Source organism: Pseudovibrio sp. JE062, assembly GCF_000156235.1.
Classification (GTDB): Bacteria; Pseudomonadota; Alphaproteobacteria; order Rhizobiales; family Stappiaceae; genus Pseudovibrio.
In genome coordinates, this window is the sequence record NZ_DS996806.1 from 572,708 (window position 1) to 588,321 (window position 15,614).

12 protein-coding genes are annotated in these 15,614 nt (G+C 52.5%); 6 read left to right on the top strand and 6 right to left on the bottom strand.

Features of this window, described 5'->3' with window-relative positions:
• Positions 1-8: 8 nt before the first annotated feature.
• Positions 9-1,136, bottom strand: coding sequence for a substrate-binding domain-containing protein (locus PJE062_RS06980; RefSeq protein WP_008547602.1), 1,128 nt, complete (start codon positions 1,134-1,136; stop codon positions 9-11).
• Positions 1,137-1,508: 372 nt separating this feature from the next.
• Between PJE062_RS06980 and PJE062_RS06985 the strand changes: the two genes are divergently transcribed.
• The 5 genes from PJE062_RS06985 to PJE062_RS07005 all read left to right on the top strand — a co-directional run bounded on the left by PJE062_RS06985 (position 1,509) and on the right by PJE062_RS07005 (position 7,246).
• Positions 1,509-2,021, top strand: coding sequence for a helix-turn-helix domain-containing protein (locus PJE062_RS06985; RefSeq protein WP_008548135.1), 513 nt, complete (start codon positions 1,509-1,511; stop codon positions 2,019-2,021).
• Between the two features lie 50 nt (positions 2,022-2,071).
• Positions 2,072-3,058, top strand: a complete 987-nt coding sequence (locus PJE062_RS06990; protein ID WP_037036302.1) for a nitronate monooxygenase family protein — start codon at positions 2,072-2,074, stop codon at positions 3,056-3,058.
• 147 nt (positions 3,059-3,205) lie between these two features.
• The gene (locus PJE062_RS06995) at positions 3,206-3,583 is read left to right on the top strand and encodes a hypothetical protein (RefSeq protein WP_008547972.1); all 378 of its coding nucleotides are present in this window, start codon (positions 3,206-3,208) and stop codon (positions 3,581-3,583) included.
• Between the two features lie 266 nt (positions 3,584-3,849).
• Positions 3,850-5,184 carry a sodium-dependent transporter gene (locus PJE062_RS07000; RefSeq protein WP_008548067.1) on the top strand — a complete coding sequence of 445 codons (1,335 nt, stop codon included), beginning with the start codon at positions 3,850-3,852 and terminating at the stop codon, positions 5,182-5,184.
• Positions 5,185-5,911: 727 nt separating this feature from the next.
• On the top strand, positions 5,912-7,246 hold the full coding sequence (locus PJE062_RS07005) for a sodium-dependent transporter (RefSeq protein ID WP_008548085.1): 1,335 nt from the start codon (positions 5,912-5,914) through the stop codon (positions 7,244-7,246).
• Positions 7,247-7,347: 101 nt separating this feature from the next.
• On the opposite strand, the gene PJE062_RS07010 is transcribed toward PJE062_RS07005, so the two are convergent.
• The 4 genes from PJE062_RS07010 to PJE062_RS07025 form a co-directional block, all read right to left on the bottom strand.
• The gene (locus tag PJE062_RS07010) at positions 7,348-7,626 is read right to left on the bottom strand and encodes a hypothetical protein (protein WP_008547867.1); all 279 of its coding nucleotides are present in this window, start codon (positions 7,624-7,626) and stop codon (positions 7,348-7,350) included.
• 195 nt (positions 7,627-7,821) lie between these two features.
• On the bottom strand, positions 7,822-10,257 hold the full coding sequence (gene torA / locus PJE062_RS07015; RefSeq protein WP_008548116.1) for a trimethylamine-N-oxide reductase TorA: 2,436 nt from the start codon (positions 10,255-10,257) through the stop codon (positions 7,822-7,824).
• Between the two features lie 168 nt (positions 10,258-10,425).
• Entirely contained in the window at positions 10,426-11,109 is a 684-nt protein-coding gene (gene torD / locus PJE062_RS07020) for a molecular chaperone TorD (RefSeq protein WP_008547684.1), read from the bottom strand.
• Positions 11,102-12,274, bottom strand: a complete 1,173-nt coding sequence (locus PJE062_RS07025) for a NapC/NirT family cytochrome c (protein ID WP_008547530.1) — start codon at positions 12,272-12,274, stop codon at positions 11,102-11,104. The genes torD and PJE062_RS07025 overlap by 8 nt, the downstream gene beginning before the upstream one ends.
• Positions 12,275-12,421: 147 nt before the next feature.
• On the opposite strand from PJE062_RS07025, the gene PJE062_RS07030 reads away from it, so the two are divergent.
• Positions 12,422-13,129, top strand: a complete 708-nt coding sequence (locus PJE062_RS07030; protein WP_008547738.1) for a response regulator — start codon at positions 12,422-12,424, stop codon at positions 13,127-13,129.
• Between the two features lie 8 nt (positions 13,130-13,137).
• On the opposite strand, the gene PJE062_RS07035 is transcribed toward PJE062_RS07030, so the two are convergent.
• On the bottom strand, positions 13,138-15,522 hold the full coding sequence (locus PJE062_RS07035) for an ATP-binding protein (RefSeq protein WP_008548169.1): 2,385 nt from the start codon (positions 15,520-15,522) through the stop codon (positions 13,138-13,140).
• Positions 15,523-15,614: the final 92 nt, after the last annotated feature.

Below are 15,614 nucleotides of genomic sequence, written 5' to 3' on the forward strand. Positions count from 1 at the left end.
TTCCTCCATTATGCGGTTGCGAAGTATGTGCTGAGGTGAGCTTTCAGCTCCTCAGGTGTTTTGCGCGGCGGACCATCAGAGCCACGCTGAATGAGTTTTGCTTCAGCCAGTACTTGCAGCTCGCGTGCTGGCTGACCGCTGATTGCTTTTGTGAGAAGTTCTGCCAGTGTGCTGCCTGCGAGAACCGGTTCTTGGGCAAAGCTGGTGAGCGGTGGATCGAAGTGCTCGCAAACAGGCAGGCCGTCGTAGCCGATGACGGTGATGTCTTCGCCGACGGTCAATCCATGACGGCGGATGATTTTGGTAACGCCGATGGCGATGGCGTCTGTCATGCAGATGATGGCTGTCGGCGGGCGGTTCTGACGGAGCAGCTGAAGGGCTGCCTGCTCACCGCCCGGTTCGTCCAGTGTTGCTTCTGCTATCAGCTGATCTTCGAAAGCTAGGCCAGCATCTTCCAGCCCTTGCTGGAAGCCTTCGATACGCAGGCGACTGAAATTCATCTGCGGATTGGACATCACCAGCGAGATGCGGCGATGCCCCTGTGCGATGACCTTTTGCGCAGCAGCGTAGAAGGCGGCGTGGTTGTCGATGTCAAACCAGGGATGTTCACTCTCACGGGCTGTGCGGCCATGGCTGACAAACGGAAAGCCGCGATCCAGAAGATAATCGACTCGTGGATCATTGGTTGCTGTTCTGGTGAGAACGAAGCCATCGACCTTTTGTGAGGAGATGAGGCGGCGGATTGCCAGCACTGCATCATCCATGGAACTTGCTGTTGTGACCAGCAGATCTTTGTCGACTGCGTTGAGCGCTCGTGTCATGCCATCCAGAAACTCGGCAAGAAACGGATCGGCGCCTTTGCCGGGCATGAGTGGCAGGACGATGCCGAATGTATCGACACGGCCTCGTTTGAGGTTGCGTGCTGTAGAGGAGGGGCGGTAGCCCAGCTCTTCGACTGCTTTGAGCACGCGCTCACGTGTGTTTTTGGAAATGTCCGTGTAGTTGTTCAAGACGCGGGACACGGTGCCCTTTGCTACGCCCACATGGCGTGCCACGTCTCCAATGGTCACAGATTTTCTCTGCTGCACATTCTGGTCAGTGATGCTCACAGAATTCCCACCCAAATACTTTGTCACCAGATCGCTCCCATGCATGATCTGATTTCATCGATGATGCTTACAAAACCGATTTTGGAAGTCAACAAAATCGGTTTTGAAGACTCCGAAATCGGTTTTGGAAACCGAAACACAAGGTTTTTCCGAAAGAGGGTTTCGGGTGGTTTCGGTGAGCGAAACTAAGCTTGAAAAAAGTTCTGCAGGGGCTGGGGACAACTTGGTTTCGATGGCTCTGACGTGGCGAGAAGGGGTGTTTGAGGCTCTGAAACCGGTCTTGCAAAAGGACTCAGAGCCTTCATTTGCGACTAGGCCAAAGGGCTAGGTTGCCCATTAGGTCAACTGGAAATAGCTTCTTTAAACGAAGTTAAATTCTAAAAGGTGCCGGAGCCGGGAATGAGTGGAGCGCGACGAAGCTTTGCAGGTGTTGACTGCGCAGTTGCCCAAGCCATCGAGCAGATGGGGGATCCCTGGATCTTGCTTATTCTGCGATGTCAGTTTCAGGGCATTAAGCGCTTTGATGACTTTCAGGGACATTTGCAGATCTCAACCAGCGTGCTGACGGATCGGTTGAGGCGGCTTGTTCAGGCCGGGATGTTGCGCAAGGAGCAAGACCAGCATGACAAGCGCGGCACGGTTTATCTGCTGACCGAGAAGGGAATGGATTTCTATCCGGTCATGATTGCGCTGCATCAGTGGAGTGAACGCTGGGAGGCCCGTGAAGATGGGCCACGGCTGGAGCTGCTGGACAGGCAGAGCGGAGAGCCGGTGCGTGAGGTGCGCGTGCTCTCGCAGGATTACAGAGAATTAGGTGCCCGGGATGTTCAGGCTCTGGTTGATGACCGGAGCGGCGAGATGATGCAGGACATTCAAGATCGGTTGAAACGTCGGAAAGGGGATGCTGCCTGAGCCTTCTAGAGGCAGGCAGATTGTCGGATTTGTAAGGGAGTATGTTTGAAATGGCTTTGCCAGATATTTTGAAGACTAAACTTCGCCTGCCAGTTGTTGGCAGCCCATTGTTCATCATCAGTAATCCAGACCTTGTGATTGCACAGTGTAAGGCGGGGATCGTTGGATCTTTCCCTGCGCTTAACGCGCGCCCAAAGGAAAAGCTGGAAGAGTGGCTGATCCAGATTACGGAAGAGCTGGCAGCTTATGATGCAGCCAATCCGGATAAGCCGTCTGCACCGTTCGCTGTGAACCAGATTGTGCATCGATCCAATGATCGTCTGGAACATGATGTGGAGCTTTGCGTGAAGTACAAAGTGCCGATCGTGATCACTTCTCTGGGTGCGCGACCAGAGGTGTTTGATGCGGTCCACTCTTATGGTGGCATCGTGCTGCATGACATCATCACCAACACACATGCGCATAAAGCGATCGAGAAGGGGGCTGATGGCCTGATCGCTGTTGCAGCAGGTGCAGGTGGTCATGCGGGGACGACCTCTCCGTTTGCGCTTATTCAGGAGATCCGTGAGTGGTTTGATGGTCCTTTGCTGCTGTCTGGTAGCATCAGCACTGGCCAGTCCATCCTTGCTTCTCAGGTGATGGGGGCTGATCTGGCTTACATCGGCTCTGCGTTTATTGCGACTGAGGAAGCGAATGCGGAGCAGGGCTATAAGCAGATGATCGTTGAGAGTGGGGCAGAGGACATTGTCTACTCCAATCTGTTTACGGGCGTTCACGGCAACTATCTGAAGCCTTCCATCGAGAATGCCGGTATGGACCCGAACAACCTGCCTGAAGGCGATTTGAAAACCATGAACTTTAACAGTGGGTCCGGTAAGCCGAAGAGCTGGAAAGAGATCTGGGGTTGCGGTCAGGGCATTGGTGCGGTGAAGACCATCGGCACTGCTGGTGATCTGGTTACCCGCCTATCCGAAGAGTATGCCGCTGCGCAGAAAGCAGTTGCTGCAAAGATGCCTGCAATGGAAGCAGCTGAGTAACCAAAGCACTGATAATGCTGGTTTGAATAAGAGGCTGCCGGCTTCCATGCCCGGTGGCCTTTTTCTTCACAAAAGTGCGCATGCTTCGTCTTTATGATTGTCCTGCCATGATTTCGTAGGAGGTGGGACCAACGAGAAGGAAGAAAAATGCGTATTTTTTGGTGTCTCGGCCTTCTGCTGGCCGGTACTTTTATGGTCGCCTCTGAAAGCTATGCTCAGGGCAGCGACACACAAGTCACTCCTCCCATGACCCAGTATTGTAACCGCGGTACAGCGCTCTATGCGGATGGAAGCAGTGCGGGTGGCCCAATGCCAATGATCAAGTGTGGTCAGAACACGCTGGTTTATCAGCGCACCAATATGAGCTTCCCGCTCTCTGTGGTGGCCAATGGCAAGCTGTCTGTTAGCAACGCAAATGGTGCCTGTCAGAGCGCGAAGGCAGCTGGTGCTGATGCGATTGTCAGCAATATTCAGTCCCTTTGTAACACGACTCTTTGGCCGAACTCTTGTTCTCAGTGTAATTGAGTATAAGATATATCACTGGTAGTATTGATTGCTGTAAAGCTAAAGTAATCAATACTACTTATCTTGTTGAGTTAATCTCACCATATGCCGCGTAGTAATCAGTATTACTTTTTTATGGGCATCGTGACACCCAATAGTCATATATGAGAAACTCTGTTGCATAAATGGGGTGTATCTCTGGCGATATATTGCTAGAATCGGGCAACTTGTGAAAGTTGATTTCAAAATACACTTAAGCAAAATCAAAAAAGAATGGCTTAGGTCACATGCAACGAGAGCATTGGGGAAGTCGTATCGGCTTCATTCTGGCTGCTGCAGGTTCAGCGGTTGGATTAGGTAATATCTGGAAATTTCCGTATTTGGTTGGCGCAGAAGGCGGCGGGGCATTCCTCGTGGTCTATATTGCGTTTTTGATCGCGATTGGTTTGTGTGTGATGATCGCGGAGATTGCGCTGGGCCGTCAGGCTCAAGCCAACCCATTCAGCGCTTTCAAGCGTGTCGGCGGCGCAGGCTGGTCGATTTTTGGTCTCATGGCGGTTTTGACCGCGTTTCTTATTCTCTCATTCTATTCCGTTGTCGGCGGCTGGACCATCGCTTACGTGGTTAAGACGTTAACCGGCGGCTTTGCTGGTTATTCCGGTGCAGAGTTTGAGGGACACTTCGGTGCATTGGTGACAGATGCAGTTGAGCCGATCATTTATCACGGTGCCTTCATGGCAATTGGTGTGCTGATCGTGATCAACGGTATTTCCGGTGGCATCGAGAAGGCATCCAAGATCATGATGCCGCTTCTGTTCATTCTGCTGGCACTGCTGGTGGTTCGTTCTCTGACCCTTGAAGGGGCCTGGGCAGGTGTTGAGTACTTCCTCGTTCCTGACTGGTCACATCTGAATCCGGATATGGTTGCCGCAGCTCTGGGGCAGGCGTTCTTTACGCTGTCACTGGGTATGGGTGCCTTGATCACCTATGGTTCTTATCTGGGTAACAAAGAGAGCATTCCAAACGCAGCTGTTTGGGTTGTTGGTCTCGATCTCTTGGTCGCAATTCTGGCTGGCTTCCTTATTCTGCCAGCTGTGTTTGCGTTCAACATGGATCCGGCTGCAGGCCCAGGCCTGACCTTTATCACCTTGCCGGCGATCTTTGCTGAGCTGCCATTTGGCACCTTCATTCAGCTTTGCTTCTTCCTGCTGCTGTTTGTAGCCGCGATCACCTCAGCAATTTCCTTGCTGCAGGTTGTGGTTGCTTTCATCTGTGAGGAGTTCAACGTGGGCCGTAAGGCAGCGACCGTCTGGGTTGGTATCGTGATCTTCCTGTTTGGTGTTCCAAGCTCTCTGGCGCTGGGCGTCTGGGGTGATGTCACGTTCTTCGAGTTGAACTTCTTCGACTTCCTTGGCTATCTCACTGACAACTACTTCCTGCCACTGGGCGCGATTGCGACCTGTCTGGTTGCTGGTTGGGTGAGCTACGACAAGTTTGCTGCGGAAGTGACCAACGAAGGCGAGCGTCCGTTTGCTTACCTGATCGCATGGAAGTGGATGTGCCGTGTGTTTGCGCCAATCGCAATCATCTACGTGATGGCTCACTCCATCTTCGGCGTATAAAGCTTCGCTCAAAAACAATGAAAAGGCCGCCAGTTTTGGTGGCCTTTTTTAATGCTGTTCTGAGGTCATGCGTAGTTTGACTTAATCTGGGCCGGATGAGGGAGGAAGATGTGCTTGTTGGGCATGGTCCCTTCACCCGAGATGGTCTTGATAAGGAACTGGGTTATGTTGAGGCAGCTAAAGCGCTACTGGGTGCATTCCATGAATGCCAGATTGCCGCGTGAGATGGCATGTCTGGACGAGGAAAAGCAGGCCAGGTATCGCAGTGTAAGGGGACGCTGGCCTCAAGCATAAGGCCTGATGATCGTCCCAACGAGAAAAAGAAGCACCGTTCTGGCGGTGCTTTTTTGTGTCTGAATTGTGGTTTTGGGGCGCTGCGGCAGGGCATGCGACGAAAAAACCTGTGGGCCGCATATGAGGACAGGAAATTGCGCTCATATATCGTGGTTAATTCAATAATTGAATGAGCCTGCTAATAATTTGCGTTTCTTGGGTGTAGTATGCCTATTTATCGGAAAATATGAGTTCATGTGGCCAGTTTTTGATCTCACCCAATAATTGCACCCGCAGAAAACGCTTATTTTTTCGGGTACGTAGTTTTGCCTGCGACAATCTGTCAGGTCAACAAGGCTAAAAATTTCATCAAAAGAGCTGGAACAACGAATTCATTTCAAGCTTTTGCGCTTGATTGAAACAAACCATCACATGTTGATTGGCAACAATAAGAATGAAACGTGAGCAATGGGGAAGCCGCTTCGGCTTCATTATGGCTGCTGCAGGGTCTGCAGTCGGTCTCGGTAATATCTGGAAATTTCCATATCTGGCAGGTACCCAGGGCGGCGGCGCTTTTCTGGCGGTTTATCTGATCATCATGGCGACCATCGGCGCCGCGCTGATCATGGCGGAAATCGCTATTGGTCGTTCAGCGAAGAAGAACCCTGTGGGTGCGTTCCGTGCACTGGGTGGCAGCCTCTGGTCCACAACAGGTGTGATTGGGGTGGTCACTGGCTTCATGATCCTGTCGTTCTACTCCGTCGTTGGCGGCTGGACGATTGCGTATCTGGTGAAGAGTGTTGCAGGCACCATTGAATCTGCTCAACCTGAGTTGCTGGAAGCGCAGTTCGGCGGGCTGGTTTCCGCAGTTTGGGAACCGATCTTCTATCATGGTGTGTTCATGGTTCTGACCATGGGTATCGTGATTGCAGGTGTGGCGCAGGGTATTGAGCGCTCTGTTAAAGTTCTGATGCCTCTGCTGTTCATCCTCCTGATGGTTCTGGTGGTTCGCAGTGTGACCCTGTCAGGTGCATGGGAAGGTATTGAGTTCTTCCTCGTACCAGACTGGTCTCAGGTGAATGGTGAGATGCTGCGTGCAGCTCTGGGTCAGGCGTTCTTCAGCTTGTCTCTGGGTATGGGTGCGATGATCACCTATGGTTCTTACTTGGACAAAGACGCGGACATCCCGAATGCTTCCTGCTGGGTGGTGTTCCTTGCGGCGCTTGTTGGCGTGCTGGGTGGCCTGCTGGTTCTGCCAGCTGTGTTTGCCTTCGGCATGGACCCAGGTGCAGGTCCGGGCCTGACCTTCATCACTCTGCCAGCTGTGTTTGGTGAGATGATTGGCGGCTACGTGTTCCAGATCATCTTCTTCGCGATGCTGCTGATCGCAGCGCTGACCTCTTCTATCTCTCTGCTGGCTATTCCGGTCGCATACTTTGCAGAAGAGTACGGCATAGAGCGCAAGTGGTCTGCGATCGTGGTTGGTATCCTGATCTTCCTGATCGGCGTACCTTGTTCCCTCGCACTTGGTGTATGGGGTGAATACAAGCTGTTCGGCATGAACTTCTTCGATCTGATGGTTTATGCAGTCGACAACTACACACTGCCAATCGGTGGCATTCTGACTTCTCTGTTTGCAGGTTGGATTGTGCTTGAGAAGATGGGCAAAGAGCTGAGCAATGATGGTTCTTTGAACTTCAAGTGGATGGCAGCATTCACCTGGATCATGCGGATCGTCGCTCCGCTGGCAGTTGTCTGGGTGATGTTGAGCGGTCTGCTCGGCAGCTAATCGCATCTCACATTAGAAACTAAAAACACCCCGGTCAGAAATGGCCGGGGTGTTTTTGTGAGAGTAGGAGAACACACAGAGGGCACTTGGTAAGTGCCAGATCAGTGGATGTCTTTCTTGTGGTGCTCTCTGGTGTGTTCTTTGTGGTCATGCATCTTGGTGCGGTGGTGGCCGTTGTCTGAATGGCCTTTTCCGGCGCGGTTTTTATGCGGGTGTTTGTGGCCTTCCGGATCGCCGCCATGCTGAGTGGCCGGATGGCTCTTGCGACCGCGCTCGTACTCCAAATGATCTTTGTTGTGCTTATGCTCCCGACCGTCGTCATAGCGACGGGCCATCTTTTCCTGAGTGTGGGCTGATGTGTTTTGCTGTTTTTCTGTCATCGCTTCCCCGCAGAACTATTGCAGCTTCTGTTCTACCATACTGGCTATAGCTGGTTTTGATGCGGTGTGATGACAGTTATCGAAAACTGAGAGATTGACCTAAATCTCGACTTAAATGCACTGCGAGAACATCGAGCAGGCAAGAAAAAAGGGCTGCGTGGGGCAGCCCTTTTTGGTGTTGATTTGGTTCCTGATTTATCCGTTCGTTGGAGCTGTGAAGACTTTGACGTCTGGCAGTTCGCCTTCGAATTTTTCGAAGTCTGCGATGACGGTGTGGCCACAGTTGCCCTGTGCCAGCTTGGAGGTGCCAAGGTCTGGGGTAAGGGTGTTGACGTCACCGTATGCGCAGAGGCTGCCGATTTTTCCGCCTTCGACCGGGTCATACCAACCACCTTCGTAAAGGCGGATGACGTTTGGCATGATGTCTTCGCTGACGATCGCGCCTGCCAGTGTCTGGCCGCGGTCGTTGAAGATGCGGATGACGTCGCCAGACTTGATGCCCCGAGCTTCTGCATCTTTTGGATTGATCATGCATGGTTCGCGGTCTGCAACAGCGTATCCTTCGCGAAGGATTGTACCGTTGAGCTGCGAGTGCAGACGATCGTTCGGATGGCCGGTGTTGACGTGGATCGGGAACTTGGCATCTGGACCATCGAGGCGTTCGAGTGGTTCCATCCACCTTGGGTGCGGAGGACAGTCGTCGTAGCCCATTTTCTCGATGTTCTTGGAGTAGATCTCGATCTTACCGGTTGGTGTGCCCAGTGGTTCCAGAAGAGGATCTTCGCGGAAGTCAGCGTAGCGGACGTACTCCTTCGCAGCCTGTGAGACTGGATGGACGACGATGCCGTCTTCCCAGAACTTCTCGAACTCAGGCATTTCAAGGTTCTTGCTTGCAGCCTGTTTTTGAGCTTGCTCGTAGTAGTGACGGATCCAGTCCATTTCGTCACGACCATCGGTGTAGGCTTCCTTGTTGCCAAGGCGGTCTGCCAGATCAACGAAGATGTCATACTCACTGCGAGCTTCGAAGACAGGATCAACGATCTTCTTCATCGCTACAGTTGCTTTGTTGGAGTAAGAGCCCATGGCTTCGATGTCATTGCGTTCATAAGCAGAAGCTGCTGGAAGAACGATGTCAGCAAAGCGTGCTGTTGCGGTCCACTGGTAGTCCTGAACGATCACTGTTTCCAGTTTCTGCCAGGCCTTGATCATGCGGTTGCGATCCTGATGGTGGTGGAACGGGTTGCCGCCAGCCCAATACGCAATTTTGATGTCAGGGAAGGTGTAGCGGGTGCCGTTGAAGTCATACTCTTCGCCTGGACGTTCCAGCATCTCAACAACACGAGCCACTGGAATGGACACTGATCCTTCCATTGCGCCGCCGTCGTTCATGCCGGAAAGGGCGGGGCCGTCGGAGGTTGGGGTGCCGCCGTTGGAGTAATGATAGGAAAGACCGAAACCACCGCCCGGCAGGCCGATCTGACCCAGCATAGAAGCCAGTGTGACCAGCATCCAGTGTGGCTGTTCGCCGTGGTGCTGACGTTGCAGGGACCAGCCGCTGGTGAGCATGGTGCGGTTGCCCATGAACAGGCGTGCCAGTTCCTTGATCTTATCAGCTGGAACACCGCAGATTTCTGAGGCCCATTCAGCAGATTTTGGTGTCTGATCTGTCTCACCAGTCAGATATGGGAGGAATTTGTCGAAACCTGCGGTGTATTCGTCCATGAAGTCGACGTCATACAGCTCTTCAACAAAGAGCGTGTGTGCCATGCCGAGCATCAATGCAACATCGGTCTGTGGTTTGACCTGTACCCATTCTGCATCCATGAACTCGGCGGTTTTGGATTTAAGTGGGTCGATGCAGATGACCTTTTTGCCAGTCTTCTTGAACTCTTCAAGATAGGTGTAGCTGTCGTGGTCTGCGATGAGCCAGTCGATCTGGTTGGTCTTGATTGGGTCTGCGCCCCAAACAACCAGCACTTCTGTATTCTCGACAACAACAGGCCAGACCGTCTGCTGTTCATAGACCTCCAGCGTGCCCATGACGTGCGGCATGATCACCTGAGAGGCGCCGGTTGAGTAGTCGCCGGTGTGGGTGACGTTTGGCATTTGCAGGCCGCGGTTGATCAGGCGGCGTAGCAGGCTGCGGCTGTTATGGATTTTGCCTGCGCTCTTCCAGCCGTATGTGCCGGTGAAGACGCTGCGTGGGCCATGCGTTGCCTTGGCGTATTTGAGTTCCTGAGCTACCAGATCCAACGCTTTGTCCCAGCTGACGCGGACAAAATCGTTGCTGCCACGGTCTTCAACGTCTGCACCACGACCTTTTTCAAGATAAGCGCGGCGAACCATCGGATACTTGATGCGTGATGGTGAGTAGACGGAGTCCATAACACCTGCCAGCTGGTGGCTAGGATGCGGATCCTGCTCCCAAGGTTTTACTTCTGTCCAGCGACCATCTTTGACCACTGCGCGGAAAGCACCCCAGTGACAACCGGAGAGAACTTCCCCGTTGACTGCTGCTTGCGCGAAGCGTGGTGAGAAGATGGATGGAGCCAGTACACCCAGAGCGCCCAGTGCGGAAGCGCCCTTCAGGAAGCTACGACGAGACGTATAGTTTGCAATGATTTTCGACATCTCTGCTGTCCCTTTATTTTGGCAGAACAAATCGATGAGTTGAGCAAGTAGCCCGATGAAAACAGCCTGTTTTCTCTGAGTGTTACCGTAATCACAGCGTGTAAACGTGGTTCGCGCGTTGATTGAACGGGATGTAAAATCGAGTAAACAGGTTGTAAATGGAGAGGGTCAGGTGGTCGTGCCTGCTTCGTTCAAACGTGCCAGATCCATGCTGAGCCAGGTGTTGAGGGCAGCAGCCAGCTGCTCATAAAAGCCCGAGGGATCAAAGCGTTTGCAGCCTTCGCAGAAGGAAGGCACCCAGTTGAGCAGATGGTTTGACAGGAACCAGATCTGATTTTCATGCAGTGATTGAGCTGATGCCTGATCGCCATTGGCTTCTGCCAGAGCTTCCCTGTCGATGTATTCCGCCAACACGTTGAGCTGTACACCCAGGTGGTCTGCTGGCTCTTTCAAAGAGCTTTCAATGGATATGCCGAGGTCCTGCAGGAGTTTGTTCATATCCGCTGTCGGCTTTTGGAAGAGCGTGCCTTTTTCGTTGTAATAGGCTGACTCGTAGGGAGGTGCAGAGTGTGAACCACCAGCACCTAGAAACAGGCGGGAGTAGGCGGTTGCCAGATCTAGCACCTGTGTCTGGTAATCTTCTTTTGGAAGCTGCGCCATTTGAGACAGCTGGTTGGTGAAAGAGGAGAGTTCAGGTGCCAATGCAAACACATCCAGCAGGGCTTTGCCCTCTGGAGAGCTGTAGCTCTCCAGAGTTTCGATTTTCACTTCGCTGGTGAAGAAGCTTGCCAGCCAGCGGTAGACCAGAGATCTGTCACTGTTGGAAAAGTTGATGGTTTCGTGCTTACCCATGAGCTTCGCTCCCACCTGTGTCTTTGGCATTGAGCTGCAGGTATTTCTGCAGGATGCGGTATTGCTCTTTGTCCAGTGAGATGAAGCGCTTCATAGCTTTGAGAGAGCCGATCCACTGGTTGGCGAGGAAATGCTCGGGATCACGCAGGCCATGACATGTGGAGCAGGCTGCGGTGTACATTTCCTTGGTGTATGCCCAGAGCTGATCACCCTGTGAGATCAGATTTTCCTTGGAAACCCAGGTGTCGATCTGAACCTGATGCCAGGTCAGTTCGGTGTCCGGATCCACTTCTGTCTTCAGGCGCTCGATCTTGTCGACGACCTTTTTCCCGACAGTTGCGGAGAAGATGCGCTGTCCTCTGAGAGCGTAGATCACGCGATCAACTTCATCCTGCTGCCAACCTGCAATGCGGACTTTCAGGAGATCACCACTGCGCTCAAGTACAGTTACATCCGTGCCACCCATCAGGCGCCCATCGCTCTTGCCGTTGCTTTCTGCTTTGGCCTGCTCAACGAAGAATGGCTTGCTGGTAATGGCGTAGAGATGATCGGAGGTTGCGCCTTCGTTTGCGGAGAGGGCCTGCAACTCGTCGTACATGGCTTTGTAGCCCTGAGACATATCCGGCAGTTTGTGGGCGATGCCTTTGTGGCAGGAGATGCAGGTCTCGCCATCCTTGAAGCCTTTCTGCATGGTTTCAGAGGCTTTTGGATGCTGTTTTGCGAAATCCATAGAGTCTTGCTTATGGCAGTTGCGGCATTGCTGGGAGTCGTTGGCTTCCATCTCAGCCCAGACACTCTTGGCCATGGTCAGGCGGTGTGCTTCAAACTTCTCTTTTGTTTCGATCTTACCGGTGAGCTTGGAGTAGACCTCTTTGGCTGCTTTGATTTTGCGGAGGATCTTTGGATAAGTTTCCTTGGGTACATGGCAATCTGAACAGACCGCCTGAACACCGGATGCGTTCGAGAAGTGCGGAGACTTCTTGTACTCCTCATAGACCGTGCTGCGCATTTCATGGCAGGAGACGCAGAAGTCCAACGTGTTGGTGTAATCCATCGCGGTGTGAAAGCCGCCCCAGAACACAATGCCACCCGCAAATGCGCCGATGAGTAATAAGCTTATTGGAAAAATTGCGGTTTTCGTCCGCAGGAGTCGCCAGATTTTCATCTTTTATCTCTTTTGCACTCTCGGACAAGCTGGTCCGTTTAATGCTCAGAGAATTAGACTAAGGTTGTAAATAGCGTTTGGAGGAAATATGAACGGGGTGTAGAATGGTGTAAACATGATGTAAACACACAAGCCGACAACAAGCATATGACAAACAAGGCACATATACTGGTCGTTGATGATGACCTGACCAGCCGCGTCGCTCTTTCCGGATATTTTGAGACTGAAGGATACCGTGTTTCTGAAGCAGAAGACGGGGCGCAGATGCGTTCGGTGTTTGCGGGTGGTGATGTTGACCTGATCATGCTTGATATCCGGCTGCCGGATGATGATGGCCTGACCTTGCTGAAGGAAGTGCGCAAGCAGTCCGATGTAGGGATCATCATGGTGACGGGCCGCACAGATGAAGTGGACCGTATTGTTGCGCTTGAAATGGAAGCGGACGATTATGTGATCAAGCCGTTCAGTCCGCGCGAGTTGCTGGCTCGTTCCAAGAACCTGCTGCGCCGGGTGAAAGCTGCGCGGGTACCGGTTGTTGCTGATGAGCGTGTGTTGAGCTTTGCGGGCTGGTCTCTTGACTTGGATAAACGTGGGCTGCAGTCGCCGGAAGGGGAGGATGTGCGCCTGACACGCGGCGAGTTTGAGCTTCTTTCCGCGTTGGTCGAGAACAAAGGCCGCGTGCTGACCCGAGATAACCTGCTGGATCACCTGAACCACCGGGAGTGGGACCCAAGTGATCGCACGGTTGACGTGCTGATTGGCCGGCTACGTCGGAAAATTGAGGTGACCCCCAAAGACCCGAGCTTGATCAGGACGGTGCATGGGGTTGGTTACGTGTTTACGGGTGCGCTCTGACGCCGAGCTTAGGCTGACGCTTCTGTGAGGCAGCTGAGCCAGGTTTCATTCAGCTTGTGTTTTGAGGCCGTGTAACTGACCTCCAGAGCGCTGAAAATCTCCATGACTTTATGCTTCTCTTCCTTTTGAGCGGCGTGTTCCAGCTGCTCGGAGAGCTTTGCGACATGAGTGAGGCCTACATTGTAAGAAGCTCCCTTCATGCTATGCGCTTTATCTCTGATCTTGGGCAGATTTTGTGTTGCGATGAGGTTGCGTAGCTCTGGAATGAAGTAGCGCGATGTTTGCATATATGCATCGACAATGCGTTTTGCGCGGTTTTCTCCCAACATGTCGAAATGACCACGTAACACTGCTGTATCAATGAGTTCTGTTGGTTGCTCCTGCAGGCTCTGTCGGGATTTGCGTGCGAACATGGCTCTGTCGGAAAGGCAGGAGGCAATGGCGTCTTCCAGATCTTCCTGAGAGTAGGGCTTGCCGAGGAAACCATCCGCGCCAGCGGTGAAGCTCTTTTCAATATCTGCCAGGAAGATACAGGCGCTTTGAACGATGACAGGAATGCTGGAGATATGGTGGTAGTGGGATGCGCGAATGCGGGCGATGGTGTCTGTCCCACTCAAGCCAGGCATGCGGTTGTCCATCAGTACCAAATCAAAGCGATGTTCATGCAGCTGGGACAGAGCCTCTTCACCGCTCGCGACGGTGAAGCAGGTGTGGCCTGCCTTCTCTAAGAAACCTTCTGTTACAAGCTGATTGACCTTGTTGTCTTCCACCAGAAGGATCTTCAGCTTCTTGGGCTTCCAGGTGTCCTGCTTATCCTCGATGATGCTAACAGTCTGATCTGCTTCGTAAAACGGTACTGTAAAGTGGAAGACTGCACCTTGCGTCTGGTTTGCTTTGCAGCCGATCTCACCACCCATGGCATTCACGAGGCGTTTCGATATGGCAAGGCCGAGGCCTGTTCCGCCATAAAGCCGGTTGGTGGCCGCGTTTTGTTGCACAAACGGTTCAAACAGGTAGCTGTGATCACCTTCCGGCAGCCCCACGCCTGTGTCTTTCACCATGATCTGCAAACAACGAGCACGCCTGATCTGGCTTATGGGGATGTGCACGCTGATTGTGATGGAGCCTTCATTGGTGAACTTGATGGCATTGCTGACGAAATTCAGCAGGACTTGCCGGATTTTGGTCGGATCGGCGCGCAGGATTTCAGGCACGTGTGGGTGGACGTCGATCAGCAGTTCAAGGCCTTTGTCTTCGGCCTGCTGTCTTGTCAGATCCACCACTTGCTTGATGACTTGCCGGATTTTGAAGTCGACCGTCTCCAGCTCCAGTGAGCCTGCTTCCACCTTGGAGTAGTCCAGTACATCGTTGAGAATGGAACGTAGCATCTCACTTGAGGATATAATGCCATCCAGGTAACGATGCTGCTCCGGCTTAAGGCCTGTATCCTTCAGGAGATCTGCCAGTCCAAGAACCCCATTCAAAGGTGTTCTGATTTCGTGGCTCATGGACGCGAGGAAGGTGGACTTGGCGCTGTTGGCCGCTTCGGCTTCTTCCTTTGCCTTTTTATGATCGGTGACATCGTTGAGGATGAGGATCATGCCGGGAAACTTGCGGCTGAAATCAACGATGTGCTGGGCACGGATGTCGAAGACGCGTGGACCAACGGCGGTGTCCAGCGTGACATCTGTGAAACAGCTTTCCAGTTCCTGAGGTAGGTAAGGCTGCAACTGATTGGTCAGCACATCGCGCGTTGCTTCGTTGACGTATTTGATCTTGGTATTCTGCAGACCGCAAAACACCGCCTGAGCTGCATAGTTGAGGTCGTTGACCTTGCCATTCTCATCCATCAACACGATAGGATCGCTCAGGCTCTCCAGAATGGTGAGGTACTTGTTTTTCTCATTGGTGATGCGACGGTTTTCTTCGTAGGCTTCATGCAGCTTTCTCTCTTCTGCAACGCCACTCCATTCGGTCGAAAAACCGAGTTCCATGAAATCAAAGTAGCGAAGCAGATAAGATCGGTACTGAGTTTTCTCAGTCTCTGAAAAGCTTTGAGATTCAATGAGATCCATATAAGCACTACGGTAGTACTTTGTCAGACCGAGGAAGTAACCTAATGTAACACCTCTGGATCGATGGCTTCTGGCTTGCTCCACGCCAAATGCCGCGAAGGGGTGGCTGGAGAAGTCTGAGCTGACATCTATTTCCGGAGGAGTGTCGTAGGCTTCCATTGCTTTCACAATGGATCTTGAAAGCCCCTCTACAGATACGCGCCATGCTTCCCGAAGTGTTGCGGTGTATTGGGTATAGCCCTGATTTTTAGCATAATAGAAGATGCGATCGATCAGGGTGTTTTCGTTTTCTAAAATCAGATCTCGCAGCACATGCATGGCGGCCTCCGCGTCCTGCTTTTAGGCATGATACGAAGGGCAGGGATGGTCAATCTGAAACCGCAGTGCTACGTGCTGGGTCGTACGCGGCA

Bases quoted from the DNA above. Each gene is read 5' to 3' on its own strand.
- PJE062_RS06985 (WP_008548135.1), top strand. From the start codon at position 1,509: ATGAGTGGAGCGCGACGAAGCTTTGCAGGTGTTGACTGCGCAGTTGCC.
- PJE062_RS06995 (WP_008547972.1), top strand. From the start codon at position 3,206: ATGCGTATTTTTTGGTGTCTCGGCCTTCTGCTGGCCGGTACTTTTATG.
- PJE062_RS06990 (WP_037036302.1), top strand. From the start codon at position 2,072: ATGGCTTTGCCAGATATTTTGAAGACTAAACTTCGCCTGCCAGTTGTT.
- torA (WP_008548116.1), bottom strand. From the start codon at position 10,257: ATGTCGAAAATCATTGCAAACTATACGTCTCGTCGTAGCTTCCTGAAG.
- PJE062_RS07010 (WP_008547867.1), bottom strand. From the start codon at position 7,626: ATGACAGAAAAACAGCAAAACACATCAGCCCACACTCAGGAAAAGATG.
- PJE062_RS07025 (WP_008547530.1), bottom strand. From the start codon at position 12,274: ATGAAAATCTGGCGACTCCTGCGGACGAAAACCGCAATTTTTCCAATA.
- torD (WP_008547684.1), bottom strand. From the start codon at position 11,109: ATGGGTAAGCACGAAACCATCAACTTTTCCAACAGTGACAGATCTCTG.
- PJE062_RS07035 (WP_008548169.1), bottom strand. From the start codon at position 15,522: ATGCATGTGCTGCGAGATCTGATTTTAGAAAACGAAAACACCCTGATC.
- PJE062_RS07030 (WP_008547738.1), top strand. From the start codon at position 12,422: ATGACAAACAAGGCACATATACTGGTCGTTGATGATGACCTGACCAGC.
- PJE062_RS07000 (WP_008548067.1), top strand. From the start codon at position 3,850: ATGCAACGAGAGCATTGGGGAAGTCGTATCGGCTTCATTCTGGCTGCT.
- PJE062_RS07005 (WP_008548085.1), top strand. From the start codon at position 5,912: ATGAAACGTGAGCAATGGGGAAGCCGCTTCGGCTTCATTATGGCTGCT.